General features: G+C 69.1%; 24 protein-coding genes. 18 read left to right on the plus strand and 6 right to left on the minus strand.

All coding sequences use genetic code 11. From position 1 onward, the window contains the following. Window positions 1–102: 102 nt before the first annotated feature. From ygfZ to G539_RS27595, 6 genes are all read left to right on the plus strand, one after another. Window positions 103–993 (plus strand): CAF17-like 4Fe-4S cluster assembly/insertion protein YgfZ, encoded by an 891-nt coding sequence (gene ygfZ, locus G539_RS0113685; protein WP_029075698.1) that lies wholly within the window; start codon window positions 103–105, stop codon window positions 991–993. After that, the gene (locus tag G539_RS0113690) at window positions 990–1613 is read left to right on the plus strand and encodes an HD domain-containing protein (RefSeq protein WP_029075699.1); all 624 of its coding nucleotides are present in this window, start codon (window positions 990–992) and stop codon (window positions 1611–1613) included. The genes ygfZ and G539_RS0113690 overlap by 4 nt, the downstream gene beginning before the upstream one ends. Window positions 1614–1696: 83 nt before the next feature. After that, window positions 1697–2218 (plus strand): tyrosine phosphatase family protein, encoded by a 522-nt coding sequence (locus G539_RS0113695; RefSeq protein WP_029075700.1) that lies wholly within the window; start codon window positions 1697–1699, stop codon window positions 2216–2218. A gap of 137 nt (window positions 2219–2355) precedes the next feature. Then, a complete protein-coding gene (locus G539_RS0113700) occupies window positions 2356–2922 on the plus strand; it encodes a GNAT family N-acetyltransferase (RefSeq protein ID WP_029075701.1) in 567 nt (188 codons plus the stop codon). A gap of 137 nt (window positions 2923–3059) precedes the next feature. Continuing rightward, window positions 3060–5726 (plus strand): pyruvate, phosphate dikinase, encoded by a 2667-nt coding sequence (gene ppdK / locus G539_RS0113705; protein ID WP_029075702.1) that lies wholly within the window; start codon window positions 3060–3062, stop codon window positions 5724–5726. A 174-nt stretch (window positions 5727–5900) separates the two neighbouring features. Further along, window positions 5901–7199, plus strand: coding sequence for a cell wall hydrolase (locus tag G539_RS27595; RefSeq protein WP_051231382.1), 1299 nt, complete (start codon window positions 5901–5903; stop codon window positions 7197–7199). Between the two features lie 505 nt (window positions 7200–7704). Here the strand turns inward: G539_RS27595 and acuI are convergent. Next, window positions 7705–8694 (minus strand): acrylyl-CoA reductase (NADPH), encoded by a 990-nt coding sequence (acuI, locus tag G539_RS0113720; protein ID WP_029075703.1) that lies wholly within the window; start codon window positions 8692–8694, stop codon window positions 7705–7707. A gap of 279 nt (window positions 8695–8973) precedes the next feature. Between acuI and G539_RS0113725 the strand changes: the two genes are divergently transcribed. From G539_RS0113725 to G539_RS0113745, 5 genes are all read left to right on the plus strand, one after another. Beyond that, a complete protein-coding gene (locus tag G539_RS0113725; RefSeq protein ID WP_035831368.1) occupies window positions 8974–9858 on the plus strand; it encodes a glycine--tRNA ligase subunit alpha in 885 nt (294 codons plus the stop codon). A 107-nt stretch (window positions 9859–9965) separates the two neighbouring features. Further along, a complete protein-coding gene (locus tag G539_RS0113730) occupies window positions 9966–10358 on the plus strand; it encodes an endonuclease domain-containing protein (protein ID WP_051231752.1) in 393 nt (130 codons plus the stop codon). Window positions 10359–10373: 15 nt separating this feature from the next. Continuing rightward, window positions 10374–12584 carry a glycine--tRNA ligase subunit beta gene (glyS, locus tag G539_RS0113735; RefSeq protein WP_029075706.1) on the plus strand — a complete coding sequence of 737 codons (2211 nt, stop codon included), beginning with the start codon at window positions 10374–10376 and terminating at the stop codon, window positions 12582–12584. A gap of 228 nt (window positions 12585–12812) precedes the next feature. Next, a complete protein-coding gene (locus tag G539_RS27090; protein WP_156911974.1) occupies window positions 12813–13292 on the plus strand; it encodes a hypothetical protein in 480 nt (159 codons plus the stop codon). Between the two features lie 206 nt (window positions 13293–13498). Then, entirely contained in the window at window positions 13499–13918 is a 420-nt protein-coding gene (locus tag G539_RS0113745) for a hypothetical protein (protein ID WP_029075708.1), read from the plus strand. A 45-nt stretch (window positions 13919–13963) separates the two neighbouring features. Here the strand turns inward: G539_RS0113745 and G539_RS0113750 are convergent, their stop codons facing one another. From G539_RS0113750 to G539_RS0113765, 4 genes are all read right to left on the minus strand, one after another. After that, the gene (locus tag G539_RS0113750; protein ID WP_029075709.1) at window positions 13964–14152 is read right to left on the minus strand and encodes a hypothetical protein; all 189 of its coding nucleotides are present in this window, start codon (window positions 14150–14152) and stop codon (window positions 13964–13966) included. A gap of 65 nt (window positions 14153–14217) precedes the next feature. Beyond that, complete coding sequence (locus G539_RS0113755; RefSeq protein WP_035831705.1) at window positions 14218–15090, minus strand: S49 family peptidase; 873 nt, start codon at window positions 15088–15090, stop codon at window positions 14218–14220. 14 nt (window positions 15091–15104) lie between these two features. Next, a complete protein-coding gene (locus G539_RS0113760; RefSeq protein WP_029075711.1) occupies window positions 15105–15935 on the minus strand; it encodes a tRNA1(Val) (adenine(37)-N6)-methyltransferase in 831 nt (276 codons plus the stop codon). 3 nt (window positions 15936–15938) lie between these two features. Continuing rightward, window positions 15939–16169, minus strand: coding sequence for a putative signal transducing protein (locus G539_RS0113765; RefSeq protein WP_029075712.1), 231 nt, complete (start codon window positions 16167–16169; stop codon window positions 15939–15941). Between the two features lie 228 nt (window positions 16170–16397). Here G539_RS0113765 and G539_RS0113770 point away from each other — a divergent pair, with 228 nt between their 5' ends. The 4 genes from G539_RS0113770 to moaB all read left to right on the plus strand — a co-directional run bounded on the left by G539_RS0113770 (window position 16398) and on the right by moaB (window position 21055). Beyond that, window positions 16398–17417 carry a polyprenyl synthetase family protein gene (locus G539_RS0113770; protein ID WP_029075713.1) on the plus strand — a complete coding sequence of 340 codons (1020 nt, stop codon included), beginning with the start codon at window positions 16398–16400 and terminating at the stop codon, window positions 17415–17417. A 126-nt stretch (window positions 17418–17543) separates the two neighbouring features. Continuing rightward, window positions 17544–19514: a tetratricopeptide repeat protein gene (locus G539_RS24805; protein WP_051231383.1), complete on the plus strand. Its 1971-nt coding sequence runs from the start codon at window positions 17544–17546 to the stop codon at window positions 19512–19514. Next, the gene (locus tag G539_RS0113780) at window positions 19511–20431 is read left to right on the plus strand and encodes a 4-(cytidine 5'-diphospho)-2-C-methyl-D-erythritol kinase (protein ID WP_029075714.1); all 921 of its coding nucleotides are present in this window, start codon (window positions 19511–19513) and stop codon (window positions 20429–20431) included. The genes G539_RS24805 and G539_RS0113780 overlap by 4 nt, the downstream gene beginning before the upstream one ends. A gap of 69 nt (window positions 20432–20500) precedes the next feature. Then, window positions 20501–21055, plus strand: coding sequence for a molybdenum cofactor biosynthesis protein B (gene moaB / locus G539_RS0113785; RefSeq protein ID WP_029075715.1), 555 nt, complete (start codon window positions 20501–20503; stop codon window positions 21053–21055). On the opposite strand, the gene G539_RS0113790 is transcribed toward moaB, so the two are convergent. Further along, window positions 21056–21646: a glycosyltransferase gene (locus tag G539_RS0113790; RefSeq protein WP_029075716.1), complete on the minus strand. Its 591-nt coding sequence runs from the start codon at window positions 21644–21646 to the stop codon at window positions 21056–21058. It abuts the gene before it with no gap. A gap of 156 nt (window positions 21647–21802) precedes the next feature. Between G539_RS0113790 and G539_RS0113795 the strand changes: the two genes are divergently transcribed. From G539_RS0113795 to G539_RS24810, 3 genes are all read left to right on the plus strand, one after another. Next, complete coding sequence (locus tag G539_RS0113795; RefSeq protein ID WP_084640105.1) at window positions 21803–22897, plus strand: PA0069 family radical SAM protein; 1095 nt, start codon at window positions 21803–21805, stop codon at window positions 22895–22897. 102 nt (window positions 22898–22999) lie between these two features. Beyond that, the gene (locus G539_RS0113800; RefSeq protein WP_029075718.1) at window positions 23000–23755 is read left to right on the plus strand and encodes an NYN domain-containing protein; all 756 of its coding nucleotides are present in this window, start codon (window positions 23000–23002) and stop codon (window positions 23753–23755) included. Between the two features lie 86 nt (window positions 23756–23841). Continuing rightward, a complete protein-coding gene (locus G539_RS24810) occupies window positions 23842–24561 on the plus strand; it encodes a ribonuclease HII (protein WP_035831370.1) in 720 nt (239 codons plus the stop codon). Window positions 24562–24568: the final 7 nt, after the last annotated feature.

Genomic DNA, 24568 nt, shown 5'->3' on the forward strand with positions numbered 1-24568 from the left:
TTCAAAACCTGATCCGTCAAACTCGGAAGACGGATTGCGCGCAACCGATTAAGGAAGGCGGAACAACTTCACAAGCGCATCCTCTGCATGGGAACCATGTCTATGCGTAATGGGTCATTTGCTCGCCTCGGCGATCGCGGCGTCGTTTTCATCGGCGGCCCGGAGGCCGAGACCTTCCTCCAGAACATCGTCACGACCGACATGACGGGCGTCGACGCGAAGGGCTCCGGCTTCGGCGCCCTGCTCTCGCCCCAGGGCAAGATCCTGTTCGAATTCATCGTGTTGCGCGGCACCGACGGCTATCTGTTCGACCTGCCGCGCGCGCTGGTCGCCGATTTCCTGAAGCGGATGACGCTCTACCGCCTGCGCGCCAAGGTCGAGATCGCCGACCGCAGCGAATCGAACGCCGTCTATGCCTTCTGGGGCGCCGACACCCCACCCGCGATCGACGGCGTCGTCGCCGCCGACCCGCGCCTCGCGGCGCTCGGCTATCGCGCGGTCGTCCCGGCCGATGCAGCGCTGGACGTCGCCGGTTATGACGCGGCGACGGAAGCCGACTACCACGCCTGGCGCACCGGCCTGACGGTTCCCGAGGGCGGCCGCGACTATCCGTTCGGCGACGCCTTCCCGCACGATGTCGACATGGACGATCTCGGCGGACTCGATTTCCGCAAGGGCTGCTATGTCGGCCAGGAGATCGTCTCGCGCATGGAGCATCGCGGCACGGCGCGCCGTCGCGCCGTCGCGGTCCGGGGCGAAGCGGCCCTGCCCCCGTCCGGCACGCCGATCGAGGCAGACGGCAAGCCGCTCGGCACGCTCGGCGGCTCGAACGCGGAAGCCGGCATCGGCCTGATCCGGCTCGACAGGGCCAAGCGCGCGCTCGACCTCGGCCATGCCGTGACCGCCGGCGGCGTGCCGCTCACCATCACCCTGCCCGCCTTCGCCCGCTTCGGCTGGCCGGCCGGCGTCGACGAGGGGGACGGCACCGCATGAGCTCGCGCCCGGCCAAGCCGCGCGTCTGGCAGCGTATGCTGTCCGGCCGGCGCCTCGACCTCGCCGACCCGTCGCCCTTCGACATCGAGATCAGCGACATCGCCCACGGCCTCGCCCGCGTCGCGCGCTGGAACGGCCAGACCGAGGGCGCGCATGCCTTCTCGGTCGCCCAGCATTCGGTGCTGGTCGAGCAGATCGCCACCATGGCGAAGCCGTCGCTGACGCGCGCCGAGCGACTGGCCGCGCTGCTGCACGACGCGCCGGAATATGTCGTCGGCGACATGATCTCGCCGTTCAAGGCGCTGGTCGGCGGCGAGTACAAGATCGTCGAGGCGCGGCTGCAGGCGGCGATCCACCTGCGATTCGGGCTGCCGGCGGACCGGCCGGCGGCGCTGACCGACTCGATCAAGGCGGCCGACCGCGTCGCCGCCTTCTTCGAGGCGACGGGGCTGGCCGGCTTCACCGACGCCGAAGCGGCGAAGTTCTTCGGCCGGCCGCGCGGCATAAGGCGGGAGCAGCTGGCGCTGGAGCCCTGGACGACGGCGGAAGCGGAACAGGCGTTCCTGCGGCGTTTCGAGGCCCTGCACGACACGGCCGCCGCCGGCAGCATTTCGGCGTGACCCGGACGGCGCGAACCACTACATAAGCGTCCCGGGCCCGCGACCGGCCGTCCGGCACACCGACAGGTGCAAGGAGAACAACAATGTCCCGCATTCACGTCTGCTCGCTCTCCCGCATCGGCGCCACCGTCGCGCAGACCGGAGCCAGCCATCTGGTGACGCTGATCAACGCCGGCACCCCGGTCGAGCGCCCGCTGGCGATTCCCGAGGAACGGCACCTCTTCCTCGCCTTCAACGACATCCTCGAGCCGATGGAAGGCATGACGCCGCCGGCCGAGGAGCACGTGACCGCCCTGCTCGACTTCGTCGAGGGCTGGAAGCCCGAGAAGCCGATCGTCATCCATTGCTTCGCCGGCATCAGCCGCTCGACCGCCGCCGCCTTCATCACCGTCTGCGCGCTGCGCCCGGAGCGCGACGAGGCCGAGATCGCCGCGCTGATCCGCTCCGGCTCGCCGTCCGCGACGCCGAACCTGCGCCTCGTCCGCCTCGCCGACGAGGTACTCGGCCGGCGCGGCCGCATGGTTGGCGCGATCGAGGCGATCGGCCGCGGCCGCGACGCCTTCGAGGGCCACCCCTTCTCGCTCGATCTCGACCTGACGCGCTGATCCGCCGGAGCTTCCTTTGGCAAGGCGGACCGGGAGCCGACTTCCTTGAAGCCCTTCCCGTCGAGGGAGGTTCAAGGCAGGCCGACCGGTTCCGACAGCCCGCCATGCTTCATGCCCCTATCCGAGACCCCGACCGCATGACACAGGATACCCTGCCCCTCCCTCTCACGACCGAACGCTTGATCCTTCGGCCGTTCGTGGCGGCGGATTTCGACGCCTATGCCGCCTACCATTCCCTGCCCGAGGTCTATCGCTATCTCTATGCGGCGGTACCGGTCGGCGAGGCCCTGCGCCGGCAGTTCGAGGACGGGCTCGCCGCCCCTTTTGAAGCCGATGGCGATGCCTTCCGGCTGGCGGTCGTTCGGATGGATACCGCGACCGTCATCGGCGAAACCTATCTGAAGATGGCGAGCCAGGCGGCGCTGCAGGGCGAGATCGGATACCTCTTCCATCCCCACGCGGCCGGAAAGGGCTATGCCACCGAAGCGGTCGGAGCGACGATCGATTTCGGCTTCTCCCACTTGGGCTTCCACCGCATTTTCGCCCGGCTGGACACCGCCAATCAGGGGTCCATCGGCGTGGTCGAGCGGCTCGGCCTGAGGCGCGAGGCCCATCTGGTGCAGAATGATCGCTTTGATGGCGTCTGGGGCGACGAATACAATTATGCCGTGCTGGCCTCGGAATGGGCCGGACGACGCGCCTAGGGCGAATCCGCCGCGCCAATCGCCGCAGCGACCGCGCACACGGATGTTTCAATATTTTCGTGTTGCAGCGCACTAAGAGCTTGATCTAGCTAGATGACGCGCCGGCTGCCGCCGGTGGTTGCGGGAGCTGCGCTCGAATGGCGAAATGGGTCTACACCTTTGGTGGCGGAAGCGCCGAGGGTGACGGCGCGTTGAAGGATATTCTCGGGGCCAAGGGAGCGGGCCTCGCCGAGATGAGCGCGCTTGGCCTGCCCGTGCCGCCCGGCTTCACCATCTCGACCGAGATCTGCCGCCATTTCCTCGCCGGCAACGACGCGTTTCCGCCGGATCTCGATCGCCAGGTCGCCAAGGCGCTCGACGGCATCGCCGCCGTCGCCGGCCACCGTTTCGGCGATCCCGAGCATCCGCTGCTGGTCTCCGTCCGCTCCGGCGCGGCCATCTCCATGCCCGGCATGATGGACACCGTCCTCAATCTCGGACTGAACGACGAGACGGTGGAGGGGCTGGCGCAGATTTCCGACGACCGCCGCTTCGCCTTCGACAGCTATCGCCGCTTCATCCAGATGTATGGCGACGTCGTGCTCGGCCTCGACCATTCGGTGTTCGAGGAGCGGCTGGAGGACTACAAGCTCGAACGCGGCTACACGCTCGACAGCGACCTCGACGCCGACGACTGGCAGGCGGTCTGCGACGGCTTCAAGGCGCTGGTGCTGGAGGAGCTCGAAGCACCCTTCCCGCAGGCGCCGCACGACCAGCTCTGGGGCGCCATCGGCGCCGTCATCCGTTCCTGGAACAATCCTCGCGCGAAAGCCTATCGCCGCATCAACAACCTGCCCGAGGGCGGCGGCACCGCCGTCACCGTGCAGGCCATGGTGTTCGGCAATCTCGGCGAGACGTCGGCGACCGGCGTCGCCTTCACGCGCCATCCCTCGACCGGCGAGAACATCCTCTGGGGCGAATACCTGCCGAACGCGCAGGGCGAGGACGTCGTCTCGGGCATGCGCACGCCGCAGGACCTGACCGAGACCGCGCGCCGCGAGACCGGCTCCGAGGCGCCGTCGCTGGAAGCGGCGATGCCGGAGGTCTATGCCGAGTTCCGCGCCGTCTGCGCGGCGCTGGAGCTGCATCACCACGACGTGCTCGACCTCGAATTCACGATCGAGCGCGGCCGGCTCTGGATGCTGCAGGCGCGCCCCGCCAAGCGCACCATCCATGCGGCGCTCAAGACTGCCGTCGACATGGCGCATGAGGGCCTGATCACCCGCGCCGAGGCGGTGGCGCGGATCGAGCCGCGCATGCTCGAGCAATTGCTGCATCCGACGATCGACGCCGACTCCGGCAGCGACATCTTCGCCCGCGGCTTGCCGGCCTCGCCGGGCGCCGCGAGCGGCACGGTCGTGTTCACCTCGGAAGAGGCCGAGATCGCCCGCACGCAGGGCCGCAAGGTCATCCTGGTCCGGGTCGAGACTAGCCCGGAGGACGTGCACGGCATGCACGCGGCGCGCGGCATCCTGACGACGCGCGGCGGCATGACCAGCCACGCCGCCGTGGTGGCGCGCGGCATGGGCAAGCCCTGCGTCTGCGGCGCCGGCACGATCCGCGTCGACTTCCACGCCGGCACCATGTCATCAGGCGGCCGCACCATCCGGCGCGGCGACATGATCACCATCGACGGCGGCACCGGCCAGGTTCTGGTCGGCGCCGTGCCGCTGCGCGAACCGGAGCTCTCCGGCGCCTTCGCCGAGCTGATGGAATGGGCCGACACGTTCCGCCGGCTCCGGATCCGCACCAATGTCGACACCCCCGCCGATGCGCGCGCCGCGCGCGGCTTCGGCGCCGAGGGAATCGGCCTCTGCCGGACGGAGCACATGTTCTTCGACGCGCGGCGCATCGTCGCCGTGCGCGAGATGATCCTGGCCGAGACCGACGCCGCCCGCGCCGAGGCGCTGGCCAAGCTCCTGCCGATGCAGCGCAGCGACTTTGCGTCGCTGTTCGAGATCATGTCCGGCCTGCCGGTGACGATCCGCCTGCTCGATCCGCCGCTGCACGAATTCCTGCCCAAGGGCGAGGCGGAGATCGCCGAGCTCGCCGCGGTGATGGGCATTCCGCCGGCGAAGATCCGCGCCAGCACGCATGCGCTCGAGGAAGCCAACCCGATGCTCGGCCATCGCGGCGCCCGCCTCGCCATCTCGTTCCCCGAGATCATCGCCATGCAGGCACGCGCCATCCTGGAGGCGGCGCTCGACGTCGGCGACCAGACCGGCGTCGCCGTCGATCTCGAGATCATGGTGCCGCTGATCGCCTCCAAGGCCGAGCTCGACCTCGTCAACGGCTACATCCGCGCCGCCGAGGCGCTGGTGAAGAAGGTGCATGGCCGCGCCCCGCCCTACCAGCTCGGCACGATGATCGAGCTGCCGCGCGCCGCGCTCGCCGCCGGCGAGCTCGCCCGCGAGGCGACCTTCTTCTCGTTCGGCACCAACGACCTGACGCAGACCACCTTCGGCATCTCGCGCGACGACGCCGCGACCTACCTCAACACCTACCTGGCGCGCGGCATCCTGCCGAACGATCCCTTCGCCTCGATCGACCGCGAGGGCGTGGGCGAACTGATCCGCATCGCCTGCGCGCGCGGCCGCGCGACGCGGCCGGATCTCAAGCTCGGCGTCTGCGGCGAGCATGGCGGCGACCCCGCCTCGATCCATTTTTTCGCCGAAATTAACCTTGATTACGTCTCCTGTTCGCCCTTCAGGGTGCCTGTCGCCCGCCTGGCGGCCGCTCAGGCCGCCTTACGAAACAGAGACTGAGCCAATTCCCCTCCCCGATCTTCGCGCCGCCAAGGGCGCCTTCGTGCCCGTTAACCGAGTTTCAAGGTTAATGCCGCAGAATTCAGCCACGTGACCGGCAAACCACACCGGTCGCTCCTGTTCCGTGCGCGTGGAGTTGCGTACCTCATGGCTGGACTCGAACGGCATTCGGGAATGACGTCCCGCGCCCATCTCGGACGCGACCCGCGGCTCGCCGTGCGTCCGCGCCGGCCTCGCGCCACGTTCAAGCGCCTGGCGCTGCTGTCCTCCATCCTCGCCGGCGGCCTCGTCGCCCTCTCCTCGACCACGATCGCGCTGCAGGACGTCGCCAGCACCTATGGCAAGGACCTGCCGGTGCAGCAGCGCTGGCTGGCGCGGCTCGTGCCGACGAAGACCGGCGAAGCGTATCTTCCGAGCTTCTCGACGCCGCCGACCACGGCGGTCCTCGCCGAAGCGGCGAGCGACGGCGTCATCGTCGAGCCGCGGCTCCAGGTGGTGGCGAGCGGCCCGGTTTCGGCGCCCACCTTCACGCCGCCTTCCGTCAATCGCGGCGGCAAGCAGGACATCACCGTCGCGCTGCGCAAGCCGCTGCCGGTGCGCACGGCGACCGCCGCCGATCACTTCAAGGCCGGCCTGCTCAAGTCGCAGGATCTCGCCAGCGCCTTCAGCAACGCCGACGCGGTGCCGAAGACCGGCTTCACGCTCGCCAAGGACCTCGACAAGGCCGATGGCGCGCTGCGCTACGCCTCGGTCGACGGGGCCAAGGGCGCCAAGGATACCAAGGACGCCGTGGCGAAGCCGGTCGTGACGCTCGCCGCGATCGCGCCGATCCCCCGCCGCAACGAACTCGCCCGCGCCGCCGGCAAGGCCGACCCGAAGGGCGTCGACGCCGCCGCCGGCAGCCCGGTGGTCTCGGCCTATGCCCCCGCCGACATCGACAAGTCGATGAGCGCGCCGTTCCAGGCGCTGCTCGGCAAGCCGATGGGCGCCACCGCGATCGGCAAGGACGGCAAGCCGGACCATTGGTGGGTGATGAACAAGATCCCGACCAACGCCCGCTCGGCGACCGAGCAGAAATGCCTCGCCACCGCCATCTATTTCGAGGCGCGCGGCGAACCCATGAAGGGCGAGCTCGCCGTCGCCCAGGTCGTGATCAACCGGCTCAAGAACCCGGCCTATCCGAACACCGTCTGCGGCGTCGTCTACCAGAACAAGGACATGCGCAACGCCTGCCAGTTCTCGTTCGCCTGCGACGGCATCAAGGACCGGATCACCGACGAGACGTCGTGGAAGCGGGCCCAGACGCTGGCCAAGCGCGTCCTCAACGAGGACAATTGGTGGAACGCCGATGTCGGTTCGTCGACGCACTACCACGCGACCTATGTGCGGCCGCGCTGGGCCAAGACGATGAAGAAGATGCAGAAGCTCGGCCACCACGTCTTCTACAAGACCTATGGCGGCGGCTGGATCTGAGGGACACGGCTGAGGCTTAAAGGTCAGCCCCGGCTCTCCCGCCCGCTCAGCCGTCATCCCTGCGCAAGCAGGGATCCATGCCTCGGCGAGCCAAAGCCCTTTCTGCCCGAGACACCGTTCCATGAAACGCCGCCCGCAGATCCTGCGGACCGCCGTCCGACGCCGAAAAGCTGCATCCCGGCCTTCGCCGGGATGACGACGAGCGTGGGGCGACGATGCGTCCGGCCTGACCGCGCGGGTCGATGGACTCCGGCCCATCCAGCCCCTCGTCGTCATTCCGGCGAAAGCCGGAATCCATCCATCCGCAAGATTAGGCCTTCCAGACGAGACGCGGTCCGGCGGGCAACATGCGGGCACCGCTCCGCCACAGCTCCCGCCATTGAGAAATGGTGGATCCCGGCCTTCGCCGGGATGACGGGCGGAGCGTGGGGCGACGTCGCGCTGGGATGACGGCCGGGCGTGGGGAGACCGTGAGGAGCGGCGGGCTCCCGAAACGCCTGCCCCCCTACCCGATCTCCACCACCAGCCTGCCGCGGATCCTGCCGTCGACGATATCGCGCGCGGCGTCGATGACGTCGTCGAAGGCGATGCGCCGCGTCATCGCCGCCAGCCTGGCGCGGTCGAGGTCGCGGTCGAGGCGGTCCCAGACGGCGACGCGCACGGGCTTCGGCACATAGACGGAATCGATGCCGTAGAGCGTCACGCCGCGCAGGATGAACGGCGCGACGGTCGTCGACATCTCAAGGCCGCCGGCGAGGCCGCAGGCCGCGACCGCGCCGTCATAGCGGATCATGGAGAGGATATTGGCCAGCGTCTGGCCGCCGACGACGTCGATGGCGCCAATCCAGCGCTCGCGGGCAAGCGGCTTGCCGCTGCCCTCCAGCTCGGCCCGCGCGATGACCTCGGCAGCGCCCAGCCCCTTCAGATAGTCCGCTTCCTCCGGCCGGCCTGTCGAGGCGACGACGTGGTAGCCGAGCCCGGCCAGGAGCGCGACCGCGACGGAGCCGACGCCGCCCGCCGCGCCCGTGACCAGGATCGGCCCGCCGGACGGGCCGATGCCGTGCCGCTCCAGGGCCATCACGCACATCATCGCCGTGTAGCCGGCGGTGCCGATCGCCATGCCCTCGTCCGGCGAAAAGCCCGAAGGCAGCGAGATCAGCCAGTCGCCCTTCCAGCGCGCCCGCTCGGCCCAGGCGCCGAGATGCAGCTCGCCGACGCCCCATCCGTTCAGGAGCACGCGATCGCCGGGCTTGAACCATGCCGAAGCCGACTGTTCGACGATGCCCACCCCGTCGACGCCGGGCACCATGGGGAAGCGCCGCACCACCGGCGCGCGGCCGGTGATCGCCAGGCCGTCCTTGTAGTTGACGGTCGAGCGTTCGACGCGGACGGTGACGTCGCCCTCCATCAGGTCGGCGTCGGTCAGCGTCGCGAAGCCGGCCGACTGGGCCCCGCTCGCGTCCTTCTCGATCAGGACGGCCTTGAAGGGGGGCATGGGCATTCTCCTTGCAGTTCGGTCGAGGGTAACGACCCGACTTCCGGATCATAGGAAGCGCCGGTCGCTTCGATAAGGCCCGAGACACCGATTCGATCCATGCCGGATGGGCATTCACGCCGCCCGCGAAGGCCAGGGCCGCCGGCCGGCATCGTACAGGGCGGCTTGCTTTCTTGACCGCGCGGGCGCGGCGCGATTAGGGTGCGCGGCTTTCGCGTCGCATCACGCGCGCGTCCAAATTCTCAAGGTTTGCCGGTGTTCGACACGCTTCCTCCCCACATGCGCCCGGACCGGTCCTTCCAGGGCCTGATCCTGACGCTGCAGCGCTTCTGGGCCGACTATGGCTGCGCGATCCTGCAGCCCTACGACATGGAAGTGGGCGCCGGTACCTCGCATCCCTCGACCATGTTGCGCTCGCTCGGTCCGAAGCCGTGGAAGGCCGCCTATGTGCAGCCGTCCCGCCGGCCGAAGGACGGTCGCTATGGCGAGAACCCGAACCGGCTCCAGCACTACTACCAGTTCCAGGTCATCCTGAAGCCGAACCCGCCGAACCTGCAGGAGCTCTATCTCGACTCGCTGCGCGCCATCGGCATCGACATGGCGCTGCATGACGTGCGTTTCGTCGAGGACGACTGGGAGAACCCGACGCTCGGCGCCTGGGGCCTCGGCTGGGAGTGCTGGTGCGACGGCATGGAAGTGTCGCAGTTCACCTATTTCCAGCAGGTCGCCGGCATCGAGTGCAACCCGGTCTCGGGCGAGCTCACCTACGGTCTCGAACGCCTCGCCATGTATGTGCAGGGTGTCGAAAACGTCTACGACCTGAACTTCAACGGCCGCGAGGGCGACGAGAAGGTCACCTATGGCGACGTCTTCAAGCAGGCCGAGCAGGAATATTCGCGGCACAATTTCGAATTCGCCGACACCGACATCCTGTTCCGCCGCTTCGTCGACTGCGAGCGGGAATGCCAGGCGCTGCTGGCCGCCGGCGGCATGGTGCTGCCCGCCTATGACCAGTGCCTCAAGGCAGGCCACGCCTTCAACCTGCTCGACGCGCGCGGCGTGATCTCCGTCACCGAGCGCCAAAGCTACATCCTGCGCGTCCGCGAACTCGCCAAGGCCTGCGGCGCCGCCTGGCTCGAAACCCCGGCCGGGGGCAAGGATTGACAGCGGCCACCGGCCTCGTGCCGGCGCCCGGGATCCAGGCGGGTCCCCTCCCCCTTGTGGGGAGGGTTAGGGAGGGGGTACTTCCTCAACGGTGGGAGGTGTCGTGCATGCCCTTCTACCGCAAGCCCCTGACCGACCGTGCGCGGATCCTGCGCCGGGACATGACCGATGCCGAGCGGCAGCTCTGGGCGGGCCTGAAGCAGGCTTCGCCGGAGGGTGTCCGCTTTCGCCGGCAAGTGCCGATCGGCCGCTACATCGTCGATTTCGCCTGCCTGTCATTGCGACTGGTGGTCGAGGTCGACGGCGGCCAGCATTATTCCGACGCGGGAATGGCCCGGGATGCTGTGCGTGACGCATGGCTCCGGGCCGAGGGTTTTCGGATCCTTCGTGTTTCCAATCACGACGTGCTGACCAATCTGGAAGGCGTCGTCATCGCCATAATTTCCGGCATCCAGCCGGTACCCCCTCCCCAACCCCTCCCCACAAGGGGGCGGGGCTAGACCGGTTCAACACCTATGCCCGATCTTCTGCTTGAACTCTTCTCCGAGGAAATCCCCGCCCGCATGCAGCGCAAGGCGGCGGAGGATCTGAAGAAGCTCGTCACCGACGCGCTCGTCGAGGCCGGCCTGCACTATGACGGCGCCAAGGCCTTCTCGACGCCGCGCCGCCTGGCGCTGACCGTCACCGGCATCCCGACCCATTCGGCCGCGACCCGCGAGGATCGCAAGGGGCCGAAGGTCGGCGCGCCAGACGCCGCCATCCAGGGCTTTCTCCGCGGCGCCGGTTTGACTTCGCTCGACCAGGCGCATGTCCATTCCGATCCGAAGAAGGGCGACTTCTACGTCGCCCATATCGAGAAGCCGGGCCGCGACACCAAGGACGTGATCGCCACGGCGGTCCCCGCCATCATCCGCTCCTTCCCCTGGCCGAAGTCGATGCACTGGGGCACGGGCAAGCTGCAATGGGTGCGCCCGCTGCAGGCGATCGTCTGCACCTTCGGCCCCGAGACCGAGGAGCCTGAGGTCATCGACTTCGAGGTCGACGGCATCCGCTCGGGCAACGTCACCTATGGCCATCGCTTCATCGCGCCCGGCCCGATCCCCGTGAAGCGGTTCGACGACTATGTCGAGAAGCTGTTCAACGCCTCGGTCGTGCTCGACGCCGACCGCCGCAAGGACATCATCCTGCATGACGCCCGCGACCGCGTGTTCGCGCTCGGCCTGGAGCTGGTCGAGGACGAGGGCCTGCTGGAAGAGGTCGCCGGCCTGGTCGAATGGCCGGTCGTGCTGGTCGGCACCTTCGAGGAAGAGTTCCTCAAGATCCCGGCCGAGGTGATCCGCGCCACCATCCGCGCCAACCAGAAATGCTTCGTCGTGCGCCGACCGGGCACGACAGAGCTCGCCAACCGCTTCGTGCTCATCTCGAACATCGAGGCGAAGGACGGCGGCGCGGCGATCACCGCCGGCAATGGCCGCGTCATCCGCGCCCGCCTCTCCGACGCCAAGTTCTTCTACGACACCGACCTGAAGACCCGGCTCGAGGAGCGCCTGCCCAAGTTCGAGCAGATCGTCTTCCACGAGAAGCTCGGCACCCAGGCGGAGCGCATCCTGCGGCTGCAGAAGCTCGCCGCCGCGATCGCGCCGCTGGTCGGCGCCGACATCGAAAAGGCCCGTCGCGCCGCGCTGCTCGCCAAGACCGACCTCGTCACCGAGGTGGTCGGTGAGTTCCCCGAGGTGCAGGGCCTGATGGGCCGCTACTACGCCGCGGCGCAGGGCGAGGACGCCTCCGTCGCGACCGCGATCGAGGACCACTACAAGCCGCAGGGCCCGGGCGACCGCGTGCCGACCGACCCGGTCGCGATCGCCGTCGCGCTCGCCGACAAGCTCGACACGCTGACCGGCTTCTGGGCGATCGACGAGAAGCCGACCGGCAGCAAGGACCCCTACGCGCTGCGCCGCGCCGCATTGGGCGTCATCCGCATCGCGCTTTCGACCGGCGAGAAACTGTCACTGAACGACGCCATCGCGAAGGCGATCGCCGGCTACAACGACCAGACCGAGGCCGAGGCGCTCACCGCCTACGAGACGGCGCAGAGCACGGTCTCGACCGAGGACGTCGACGGCGAGCAGGATCTCGACAATGCGCTCGAGAGCTATGGCCGTCGGCTGCGCCGCGACCTCGACGCCAAGACGCCAGCGATCATCGCCGACCTGATCGCCTTCTTCGCCGACCGGCTGAAGGTGCAGCTGCGCGACCAGGGCGCCCGGCATGATCTCGTCGACGCCGTGTTCGCGCTTGGCGGCCAGGACGATCTGCTGCTGATCTCCCGCCGCGTCGAGGCACTTGGCCGCTTCCTCGACACCGAGGACGGCAAGAACCTGCTCGCCGGCTATCGCCGCGCCGCCAACATCCTGAAGGCCGAGGAGAAGAAGGGCGAGAGCTTCGAGGGCGCGGTCGACGCCACCCATCTGAAGCTCTCCGAGGAGCGCGCCCTCCACGTCGCCATCGCCACGGCCCGCGCCGAGGCGGAGGCCGCCGTCGCCCGCGAGGATTACGAGGGCGCGATCACGGCGCTCGCACGGCTGCGTGCTCCGGTCGACGCCTTCTTCGACAAGGTGCTGGTCAATGCCGAGGAGCCGGAGGTTCGCGTCAATCGCCTCAACCTCTTGAACGCCATCCGCAGCGCCACGCTCGCGGTGGCGGATTTCTCCAAGGTCAGCGGCTGAGCCGCTTCCCCGTCCGCGCCCGGCGCGGACGGGATCACGACGTGTCACGGGATTTTGACGCTCGCCCTGATTGATCGGAACCGGGCGAAGGCGGATGCTCTGGCTGGGCCCTCGGCATGGAGTTGATCCCGGCGCACCCCTTTTGAACAGGCGTGCGCCCAGTTTTCGGGCTGATGTTCCGATCGCTGCCGATGGTCCTCTGCGTGACTCGAGTGCTGGAGTACCATCATGGCGAATTCTCATGGATCGCTAGCGTTGGCGGCTGCGCTTTCGCTGGTCGTGACCCCCGCCCTGTCGGAGGGCTGGTCGCCTTCCGGAGGCTCCTCCGGAGCGGGGCATTCCTACGGCTCGACGACGAGCTACGGCGGGTCCTATGGCAGTGGGTCCTATGGCGGCGGATCCTATGGCGGCATGACTGGATCGAGCCAGGGAATGTCTGGCGGCGAAGGCTATGGCGGCAAGGGATATTCGGCCCAGAACGGCTGGGGCAAGGACGGGCATCAGGGCCATTGGCCCAAGCCCGGACACTGGCCGCATCACCCCAAACCCGAACCGGAGCCGACCCCAACGCCGACCCCCGTCAATCCGATCCGCACCATCCTCGGCCTCGGCGGAGGCGGCGGCAGTAGCAGCAGCATGCCGTCCTACAATTGCAGCGAATATGGCTGGGCCAACATGCCCTATCTCTGCCGGGAAGCCGGCTACTGAGACGGCGACCGGGATCACAACGCCGCGCCGGCGTGTGATCCCGATCATAGAGTGTCGCCGGGGAAAGCTCGATGGTGCCCGGGCCGTCGACCGGGGCAATTGTTCCGGAGCGAAACCCGAAACCGGGAACGCAGGAGGCGCGCGGACGACATGAGGTCGGTCCGGGGATCGCGTCGCCATCGATGGCAGCTCGGAGGAGCCCCATCATGACGACCCAGTCCTACATCGCGAACAAGTCCTATACCGGCAAGACCGGCAAACGCACGTCCTTCGCCCTCGCCGCCCTGGCGGTCGCATCCCTGTTCTTCGCCGACATCGCCCCGGCCGTGGCGCAGCAGGCCCCCGGCGGCTCGACGCGACCGTCCGATGGCCCGTCCTCCTCGACCGTTCCCGGCGGCCCGGATGGCGGCGGCGACGGCGGCATGCCGTCGGCGTCCTGCAATGATTTCGGCTATGCCAACATGCCGTCGGGCTGCCTGACGCAAGCGATGGCATGCGTCTGTCCGGACGAGATCAACATCGGCTATCGGGCGCCGTCAAGCTGCGAGGGCGTCGGGCGCAACATGCGCCGCGCGGCCGAGCGCAACTGTACCGCGCACACCGGCGCGCTGCGCCGGGTGTTCTGAGGCGGGACGCGGCTCGCCGCGCCCGTCACGAAGAGGAGCGGCCGGTCAGATCCGGTCGCTGGGGCGATAGATGCCGGTCACGGGATCCTGAACGAGCGTCGCCGTCGGCCGGTTGGCCATGGCACGCTCGGCCTCCTTCAGCCGAACCGCGACGCGTTCCTGCGTCTTCATCAGGGTCCGGGCGGCAACGACGCCCAAGGTGCCCAGAAGCGCCAACATCAGAACCTGCGGCATCATCCTATCCCTTCCCTTCGAGCCATCGGGCTCGCCCGCTCCGCCCGCCATCCGGCGCGACGCGCCTAGAGGCCGAAACGGCTCCAGAGCGCGCGCTCCTCCAGCGTGGAGAGCGCGCCCTCCATCATATTGGCCGCAATCGCGGCGGAGGCAAGGCCGCCGGCCCCACCGCCGCCGAACCGCGCCAACACGCCGCGCTTCGGCGCGATCAGCGCCATCCGCATCGTGTCGCCGAAACGGCCGCGCAGATAGGAGCGCAGATCGCCGATGCGGTCGACCAGGCCCAGCTCCAGGCCGCGCGTACCCGACCAGAAGGCGCCCGAAAACAGCGTCGGATCATCGGCGAGCCGCTCGCCGCGGCGCGAGCGAACCAGCTCGATGAACATGTCGTGCACGTCGCGCTGCAGCGACTTCAGGTGCTGGATGTCGCTTTCCTTCTCCGGCTTGAACGGGTCGAGCATCGCCTTGCTCTCGCCGGCCGTGTAGACGCGGCGCTCGACGCCGATCTTCTCGATCAGCTTCTCGAAGCCGAAGCCGGCCGAGACGACGCCGATCGAGCCGACGATCGAGCTCTGGTCGGCGATCACGACGTCGCCAGCGAGCGCGATCATGTAACCGCCCGACGCGGCGACGTCCTCGACGGCGACGACGACCTCCTTCTTGTGCTCCTCGGCGAGCGCACGGATGCGCTTAAAGATCTGGTGCGACTGCACCGGCGAGCCGCCGGGGGAGTTGATCAGGATCGCCACCACCGGCGCCCGCTTCATCGCGAAGGCGCGGGCAAGCTGCGGCGCGACGCCGCCGAGCGTCATGCCGGTACGCAGCGGCGAGACGGCGCCGATGACGCCGGACAGGCGGACGACCGGGACGACGATCCGATCCCGGCGGAAGCGCTCCGGCAGCAGCTTCGCGGCCCACTGCTTCCAATCCTGCGACATGGCGGCCAAGGCGTTCAGCTCCGTTCGGGTTCGGTCTCGCCCCAATTGGGATCGGACCAGGAAGGATGGACATCCCCGAGCGACGCGCCGTCGCGCAGGATGGCGGCCGGCCCCGGCAGGAAGGCCGGGCCGGCCTCGCCATGCAGGACCAGCCCGGGCAGCAGGCGGAACGGGCCGCGGCTGCCCTTGACCCCGCGCACCAGCACGCGGACGGCTGGGTCGCCGGCGCGCGGATGCAGCGGCAGCACGGCGAGCCCGCCGAAGCGGCCGTCACAGGCGGCAAGCACGTCCGGCAGGCGGTCGGCCGGCAGGATGGCGGCGAGCGTGCCGCGCGGCCTGACGAGCGCCGACGCGGCGCGGAACCAGGCGTCGAGACCACCCGCCTCCAGCACATGGGCCCTTGCCCGGAGATCGTCCGGCGAGGCGCGCACGCGGCCGCGATCGTGGAAGGGCGGGTTCATCAGCGCATGGTCGAAGCTGGCCGGCGCGAGCCCGGCTGCCTTGCGGGCAGCCTCGGTGAGGAGATCGAGGCAGGCCACCTCGACGCGGCCGGCGAAGGCCGCGTTGACGGGCCGGCCCAGCGCCTGGCGCGCGCAGGCGACGAGTTCTCTCTCGCGTTCGACCAGGACGACGGAGACGCCGGGCGCCCGCGCGGCCAGCGAAAGACCGGCCACGCCGGCTCCGGCGCCGAGATCGGCCACCCGGCCCCGTGCATTCCGCCCGATCGCCGCGGCGAGAATCACCGCGTCGAGGCCCGAACGGTGATGACCGCGCGCCGGCTGCACCGCCTCGACGCGTCCGCCCAGGAAGGCGTCGACCGTCGTCTCGGACACGGCGACGAGCATCGGCTAGGCTCCCTCCGGCCGCAATTCGCCGCCGACACCCGCGTCGATCAGCAATTGCCGCGCCTCGGCGATGTCCTCCTCGACGACGAGGATGCGGCGCGGCAACACGCCCAGCGAGCCTTCCATGACGCTCATGTTCTGGTCGACGACGAGATGCTCGATCCCGGCATCCTTGAGCAGGGCCTCGACGAAGGAAATCATGACCATGTCATTGGTGCGGATGAGCTCTTCCATGTCCCCTCGGGGGTTGCCGCCGACACTGGCGCTTGACAGCAAACGTAAGGTGCGCGGCCTCCGGCAGCAATGGCGCGAACAATCCCTGCGGGTTATTCGCCGCACCGCAGCAAGAAAGTGTCCGATCCTGTCGCTTCCTGCCCGTTCTGAGCCATCGTGTCACTTGTTCCCCGCCCCCCGTCCCCCTATTGTCGCCCGCGAAACAGAGGCGAACCGGGAGCGTTGCCCGTGGGATTGGTAGTTCCGCTCGACGAGAGCAAGAAGAAGGGCGCAGCCCGGATCGAACCTCTCGTCGCGCTTGTATCGGCCGACATGGAACGGGTGAACCAGATCATCCTGTCCAAGGCCGGGTCCGATGTGGAGATGATCCCCGAGGTCGCCCAGCATCTGATTTCCTCGGGCGGCAAGAGGCTGCGGCCCATGCTCACCCTCGCCGCGGCGCGCATGTCCGGCTACGAGGGCGACGGCCATGTGAAGCTGGCCGCCAGCGTCGAGTTCATGCACACGGCGACACTGCTGCACGACGATGTCGTCGACGAGAGCGAATTGCGGCGCGGCAAGCTGGCGGCGCGGATGCTCTGGGGCAACCAGGCCAGCGTTCTGGTCGGCGATTTCCTGCTCGGCCAGGCCTTCCGCATGATGGTCGAGGTCGGCTCGCTCGACGCGCTCGACGTGCTTTCCACGGCGGCGACCGTCATCGCCGAGGGCGAGGTGATGCAGCTCGCCGCCGCCAAGAACATGGCGACATCGGAGGACGAGTACCTCGCCGTCATCAAGGCCAAGACGGCGGCGCTCTTCGCCGCTGCGGCCGAAGTCGGCCCGATCATCGCCGACAATGACCCGGTGCGTCGCACGGCCTTCGCCACCTATGGCACCGATCTCGGCCTCGCCTTCCAGCTGATCGACGACGCGCTCGACTATGGCGGCAACTCGGCCGACCTCGGCAAGAAGGTCGGCGACGATTTCCGCGAGGGCAAGATCACGCTCCCCGTGGTGCTCGCCTACCGGCGCGGCACCGAGGCGGAACGCGACTTCTGGAAGCGCGTGCTCGAAAAGGGCGACATCCGCGACGGCGACCTGGAGAAGGCGATCGCCATCCTGCGCTCGCACAAGACGATCGAGGAAACCATCGAGCGGGCCCGCCAGTTCGGCGAAACGGCGCGCGCGGCGCTCGACGTGTTCCCCGACAGCGACTGGAAGGCCGCCCTCGTCGAGGTCATCGATTTCTGCATCGAGCGGGCGCACTAGGCCGCGCCTGCCGTAGCGGCCGGTGCCGACCCACATGCTTGCGAGGTGGTCCTAAAAGCGCCATCCTCTTTGCCCAGCCTCGGGGTCGAGGTTCTATACCAACCGTCGGTATCAGACAGGATTTCGATGCACCGCACGCTGACATCGCTCGTCCGACCGCTTCGCACCGCTGCGGTCTGCTTCGCCCTTCTGGCCAGCACCAGCCTGATCGCGAGCGCCGCCGCGCAAGCCGAGACGTCGATCTCGGACCTGCTCGACGACGCCATGCCGACGCTGACCGGCAGCTATCTGGCGGCGCTCAGCGCCACCACTTCGCAGGACTACGATTCGGCCGTCGTCTTCTTCGAGGAGGCGCTGAGCCAGGATCCCGAAAACCTGATCCTGCTCGACCGCACCTTCATGCTGCTCCTCGCCAATGGCGACGTCGAGCGGGCGATCCCGCTCGCCGAGGAGCTGGTCAAGCTCAACGGCGACAACCGCGTCGGCCGCATGGCGCTCGGCGTCAAGGCGCTGAAGGCGAAGCAATATGCCGAAGCCGGCAAGCAGTTCGCCCAGGGCGACAAGGGTCCGCTCGGCAACATCTCGTCCGGCCTGCTCTCCGCCTGGGCGGCCGAGGGCCAGGGCCAGACGGACGCGGCGCTGAAGATCGTCGAAACGCTGCAGGGCCCCGAGTGGTACAGCGTCTTCAAGAACTTCAACAGCGCGCTGATCAACGCCCATGCCGGCCGCACCGATGCCGCGCTGGAAGCCATCACCAAGGCCTATGAGGCCGAGACCGGGTCGATGCGCATCGCCGAGGCCTATGCCCGGCTGATGGCGCGCGCCGGCAAGGTCGACGAGGCCAAGGCCGCGCTCGAAGGCTTCACCAAGAACAGCGTCGGACACCCCGTCATCGCCGCGCTTCTGGCGGAGATCAAGGCCGGCAAGAAGCCCGCGCCGCTCATCCGCACGGCCCAGGACGGCGCGGCGGAAGTGCTCTATGGCCTCGGCTCCGCGCTCGGCACGGAAAGCGGCGGCGCCGACGTCGCCACGCTCTATCTGCGGCTTGCGCTCTACCTGCAGCCGAAGAACGAGCTGGTGCTGATGGCGCTCGGCGACCTGACGCAGAACGCGCAGCGCTTCGAGCGCTCGATCCCGATCTTCGACCAGGTGGCGAAGAGCTCGCCGCTGCGGCGCAATGCCGAGCTGCAGATCGCGCTCAGCTACGACGCGCTCGGCAAGCATGACGACGCTTCCAAGCGGCTGAAGCGCCTGATCGCCGCCAACCCGCGCGACATCGACGCGCTGACGACGCTCGCCACCATCCACCGCACCGGCAAGCGCTATGGCGAATCCGCCGCGATGTATACGCGGGCGATCAACGCGATCAACGACGACAATGCCCGCAACTGGCTGATCTATTTCTTCCGCGGCATCGCCTATGAGCGCGACAAGCAGTGGGACAAGGCCGAGCCGGACTTCCTGAAGGCGCTCGAGATCCAGCCGGAAGAGCCGCAGGTGCTCAACTATCTCGGCTATAGCTGGATCGACCGGGGCATGAACCTCGACCGCGCCACGGATATGATCAAGAAGGCGGTCGAGCTCAAGCCGAACGACGGCTACATCGTCGACAGCCTCGGCTGGGCCTACTACAAGCAGGGCAAGTACGAGCAGGCCGTCGGCCAGCTCGAGCGCGCCATCTCGCTCAAGGCCGACGACGCGACGATCAACGACCATCTCGGCGACGCCTACTGGAAAGTCGGGCGCAAGCTCGAGGCGACGTTCCAGTGGGCGCATGCGCGCGACCTCAACCCCGAGCCGGCCGACAAGGAGCGCATCCTCGCCAAGCTGGCGCACGGCCTCGACAAGGTCGAGCAGACGCAGGTCGCCTCGGCCGCCACGGGAACGGTGAGCGACGGCACGCCGGTCGTGCCAGCCCAGGGCGAGCCGTTCACGGTCGGCGCCGGCGACACGCTCTGGAAGATCGCGCTCAAGGTCTATGGCGACGGCGAGCTCTATGGCCGCCTGATCGAGGCCAACCGCGACAAGCTCGGCAATCCCGACAATCTGCGCCCGGGCATGATCCTCCACATCCCGAAGCTCGAAACGGCGCAGTGACCGGACAAGTCGCCAAGGCACGGGGGGCCGATTCCGGCCCCCTTCCCGTCTCGGAATTCGCCCCGGCGAAGGTCAATCTCGCCCTGCATGTGACCGGGCGCCGCGCCGACGGCTACCACACGCTCGACAGCCTCGTCGTCTTCGCCGCGATCGGCGACACGGTCGAGGCCGTGCCGGCGCCGGGGGCGGCGTCGCCTTCCCTCTCCATCACCGGGCCGTTCGCCGCCGGCCTCGACGCCGAGCCCGACAATCTCGTGCTGCGCGCGGCCGAGGCCTATGCGGCTCGGGGCGGCGCGATCGCCGGCTTCGACCTCCGCCTCGACAAGCGACTGCCGGTCGCCTCCGGCATCGGCGGCGGCTCGGCCGACGCGGCGGCGACCTTGCGCCTGCTCGCCCGGATCGCGCCCCTGCCCCGTCCGGCCGCCGATCCGTGCGCGACGATCGCGCCGAGGCTCGGCGCCGACGTGCCGATGTGCCTCCGCTCGACGCCGCTCCGCGCGAGGGGCATCGGCGAGCAGTTGCAGCCGGTCACCGGCCTGCCGTGGCTGCCGATGGTTCTCGTCAATCCGCGCGTCGCGGTCTCGACGCCGGCCGTGTTCAAGGCGCTGGTGCGGCGCGACAATCCCGGCCTCGCCGATATGCCGGTGGCCTTCGCCGACGCGGCCGCGCTGGCACGGTGGTTAGAAACAACGCGCAACGATCTCGAGGCGCCGGCGACGGCGCTGATCCCGGCGATCGCCGAGGCGCGCGCCGGCCTGGCTGCCGCGCCAGGCTGCCTGCTGGCCCGGATGTCCGGCTCGGGCGCCACGGTGTTCGGCCTCTTTCCGGACGATGCCAGCGCCGCGCGGGCGGCAACGGCCCTCGTGGCCGCGCATCCCGGCTGGTGGGTGGCGGCGACGCACGCGCCCGGCAGCTGACGCCGCTTCCCCGCCGTCGCCTCGCGGTCTATGTCTCGGTCATGATCGCCCGCTGACGAGGAGACCGCCATGGCCGCCATCGATGAGACCCTGCCCTTCATCCCGGTCCGCTTCGCCGTGCTGACCGTGTCCGATACGCGCTCGCTCGAGGAGGACCGCTCCGGCCAGACGCTGGTCGAGCGGATCGAGAAGGCCGGCCATGTCCTGGCCGAGCGCGCGATCGTGCCCGACGACATCGACGAGATCCGGGCCATCGTCTCCTGCTGGATCGAGGATGAGAGCATCGACGCCGTGATCACCACGGGCGGCACCGGCTTCACCGGCCGCGACGTCACGCCCGAGGCGCTGGAGCCGCTGTTCGAGAAGCGCATGGACGGATTTTCTTCCGTCTTCCACCGGCTGAGCTACGAGAAGATCGGCACCGCGACGATCCAGTCGCGCGCCACCGCCGGCGTCGCCAACGCCACCTTCGTCTTCGCGGTTCCCGGGTCGCCCGGCGCCTGCAAGGACGCCTGGGACGGCATCCTCAGCCACCAGTTCGATTATCGCAGCCGGCCGTGCAACTTCGTCGAGATCATGCCGAGGCTGGACGAGCACCTGAAGCGCGGCAAGCTGAAGGCCTGATCAGGCAGGCGCGCCGCGCGAAATGGCGCGGGCGCGCAGGAAGGAGAGCCGGCCGCGGCCGATGCGGCGGCCGAGATCGCTTTCGGCGAGCCGGGCGCCAGCGCGATGGCCGCCCACCGCGCGATAGAGGCTGGCGGGCACCAGCAGGCCCTGCTCAGGCAGCGGCGCCGCGAACAGGCGCGCCCGGAGCGCGGCCGTCACCTCGCTGGCGCGCGCGCGCCAGCCGAAGCCGGCATGGGCCAGCCGGAAGGCGGCGGCCCGCGACGCGCCGCCGGCCATCGCCAGGCGATCGATGAAATCGCGCGCCTCGCGCTGCCAGCCGGGCTCGAGCATGACGTCGGGCGACAGGAACAGCAGCCAGTCGGACCGGGCGAGGCCCGCGCCCTTGGCGAGATCCGCGCCCTTCTCGCCGGCGCCAGAGACGATCCGGCAACCTGCCGCGTCGGCGACCGCGATGGTCCCGTCCGTCGAGCCGTTGTCGACCACGATCACCTCGCGGACCATGCCGTCGGCGGCAGCCGGTACGAGCGCGGCCAGCGCATGCGCCAGCGACAGCTCGTCGTCTCGGGTGGAAAGGATCACGCTGATCATCGTTTCGATCTTAGCGCGATTTTTTCCGACCGCGAGGCCCATCCCGCCGCGCCGCGCCGCGCACGCGATTTCGTTCTTGTTTTGTTCTTATGGTGGGCGTAAGAGTCGCATATGTCGCTCGCCCGCACCCTCCCCCCGCATCTCGATCCGCTGCTCATGCAGGCGGAAAAGCTACAGGCCGCGTCGATCGATCCTGACCGTCGACGCGGCCGCGGCGCCCAGAGCAACAGCTCTGGGCGCTTCGAGCGCTTCCAGTCGATCCCCTTCGACGATGGCTGGCAGACGCTCGACGAGCTGCCGCCATTCAAGACCGAGGTGCAGCCGGAAAAGGCGCGCGCGATCATCACGCGCAACGACTCGCCCGACCTCGCCTTCGACCGCTCGATCAATCCCTATCGCGGCTGCGAGCACGGCTGCTCCTACTGCTTCGCCCGGCCGACGCACGCCTATATGGGCCTGTCGCCCGGCCTCGATTTCGAATCGAAGCTCTTCTACAAGCCCGACGCCGCCAAGCTGCTGGAGAAGGAACTCTCCGACCCGGCCTACAAGCCGCGCACCATCGCGATCGGCACCAACACCGACCCCTACCAGCCGATCGAGCGCCAGCACCGCATGATGCGCGACATCCTCGAGGTGCTCGACCGCTTCAACCATCCCGTCGGCATCGTGACGAAATCGGCGCTGGTTCTGCGTGACGCCGACATTCTCGGCCGCATGGCGGAGCGCGGCCTCGCCAAGGTCGCGCTTTCGATCACGACGCTCGATCGCAAGCTGGCGCGCGACATGGAGCCGCGCGCGGCGACGCCGGGACGGCGACTCGACGCGCTGCGCGGCCTCGCCGACGCCGGCGTGCCGGTCGGCGTGCTGGTGGCGCCGATCATCCCGGCCCTCAACGACGCCGAGATCGAGCGCATCCTCGACGCCGCCGTCGCCGCCGGCGCGACCGAAGCCGGCTACGTGCTTCTCCGCCTGCCGCTCGAGGTCAGCGAGATCTTCAAGGAATGGCTGCTGCGCCACTACCCGGACCGTTTCCGGCACGTGATGTCGATCCTGCGCTCGATGCGCGGCGGCAAGGACTATGACGCGACCTTCGGCAAGCGCCAGACCGGAGACGGCCCCTATGCCTGGCAGATCGGCCGCCGCTTCGAGATCGCGGCGCAGCGGCTGGAGCTGAACCGCCGCTCGCTGAAGCTGCGCACGGACCTGTTTTCCCCACCCCGGGCCGAGCCGGCGCAGCTCAGCCTGTTCTAGGACGGCCCGCCGCCGCTTTCGTGCTAACAAGGGCGATCGGCGCGGGGCCGGCGCATGCGCCGGGCCTCGCGCCCTCCCTCCCCCAGCCTGAGCGGAGTGCACATGGCGGACCAACTTCCCGAGGCGACGGCCAAGCTGGCGCTCTTGATCGACGCCGACAATGTGCGCGCCGACTTCCTGCCGATCATCATCCGCGAGGCCTCGACCATCGGCCGGATCGTCATCCGCCGCGTCTATGGCCATTTCGCCTCCAGCTCGATGACCCAGTGGCAGCCGCTGCTGCACGCCTATGCGCTGACGCCGGTGCACGTGCCGCCGGCCGCCGTCGGCAAGAACGCCACCGACATGAAGCTCGCCATCGAGGCGATGGACATGCTGCACGAGAAGGGGCTCGACGGCTTCTGTATCGCCTCGAGCGACAGCGACTTCACGACGCTCGCGAGCCGCATCCGCGAGGACGGCCTCGCCGTCTATGGCTTCGGCGAGCAGAAATCGACCAAGCCCTATGTCGCCGCCTGCGACCGCTTCTTCTATTGCGACCTGCTGCTCGCCGAGGAGAAGCAGGCGAGCGCGCCCGAGAAGGCCAAGCGCGCCGCTCCCGCCAAATCCGCGCCGCGCCTGCCGCGCGACGAGATCTTCGCCGCGATCGAGGACCTCTCCGGCGACGATGGCTGGGCCCATCTCGGCGCCGTCGGCACCATCCTGTTCAAGCGCATGCCGGATTTCGATCCGCGCAATTTTGGCTTCCGCAAGCTGGTCGACCTGATGGAGACGGTGGCCGGCATCGAGGTGCGACGCGCCGATCCGGCGACCGGCAGCAACGCGGTCATGGTCCGCATCAAGGTCCGGGCGCGATAGCGCGCGGCCGGCGCGCCGCCCGCCCCTCCGGCCCGGCGACGCCGTGGCCGCTTGCAATTCCGGGCGCCCTCGGGGATTTTCCCGCCATGGCTCGTCGCTCTGCTTCCGAATCGCCGCTCCTGTTCGAGCTCCCGCCCGTCCCGACCGACGCCATCGAGCGTCGCCTCCGCCGACGCGGACTGAAGGCGGTCGCCGGCGTCGACGAGGCCGGCCGCGGCCCGCTCGCCGGGCCGGTGGTGGCCGCCGCCGTCATCCTCGACCCCCGGCGGATCCCGGACGGGCTCAACGATTCCAAGAAGCTGACGATGGCGGCGCGGGAGGCGCTGTACGGCCAGATCATGGCGTCGGCGCATGTCTCGGTCGTCGCCGCCTCGGTGCTCCGGATCGACACGACAGACATCCGCAAGGCGACGCTCTGGGCCATGACGCGGGCGGTCGAGGGGCTGCACGGCGCGCCGGACCACGTCATCATCGACGGCAACGACGTGCCGCCCGGCCTACCCTGCGGCGGCGAGGCCTTCGTCAAGGGCGACGGCCGCTCGGTCTCGATCGCCGCCGCCTCGATCGTCGCCAAGGTCACGCGCGACCGCATGATGGTCCGCGCCGCCGCGCATTATCCCGGCTACGGCTTCGAGCGGCACATGGGCTATGGCACCGCCGCCCATCTCGACGCGCTGGCGCGCATCGGCGCCTGCCCGCTGCACCGCGCGAGCTTCGCGCCGATCCGCGCGCTGCGGACAAACGAAAACGCCGCCGGCGGGGCCGGCGGCGTTGAAGTCCTGGACGAGGAATTGCTCCTCGGCTGAACCGCTC

Origin of the sequence: Kaistia adipata DSM 17808, from assembly GCF_000423225.1 — a bacterium.
Classification (GTDB): Bacteria; Pseudomonadota; Alphaproteobacteria; order Rhizobiales; family Kaistiaceae; genus Kaistia; species Kaistia adipata.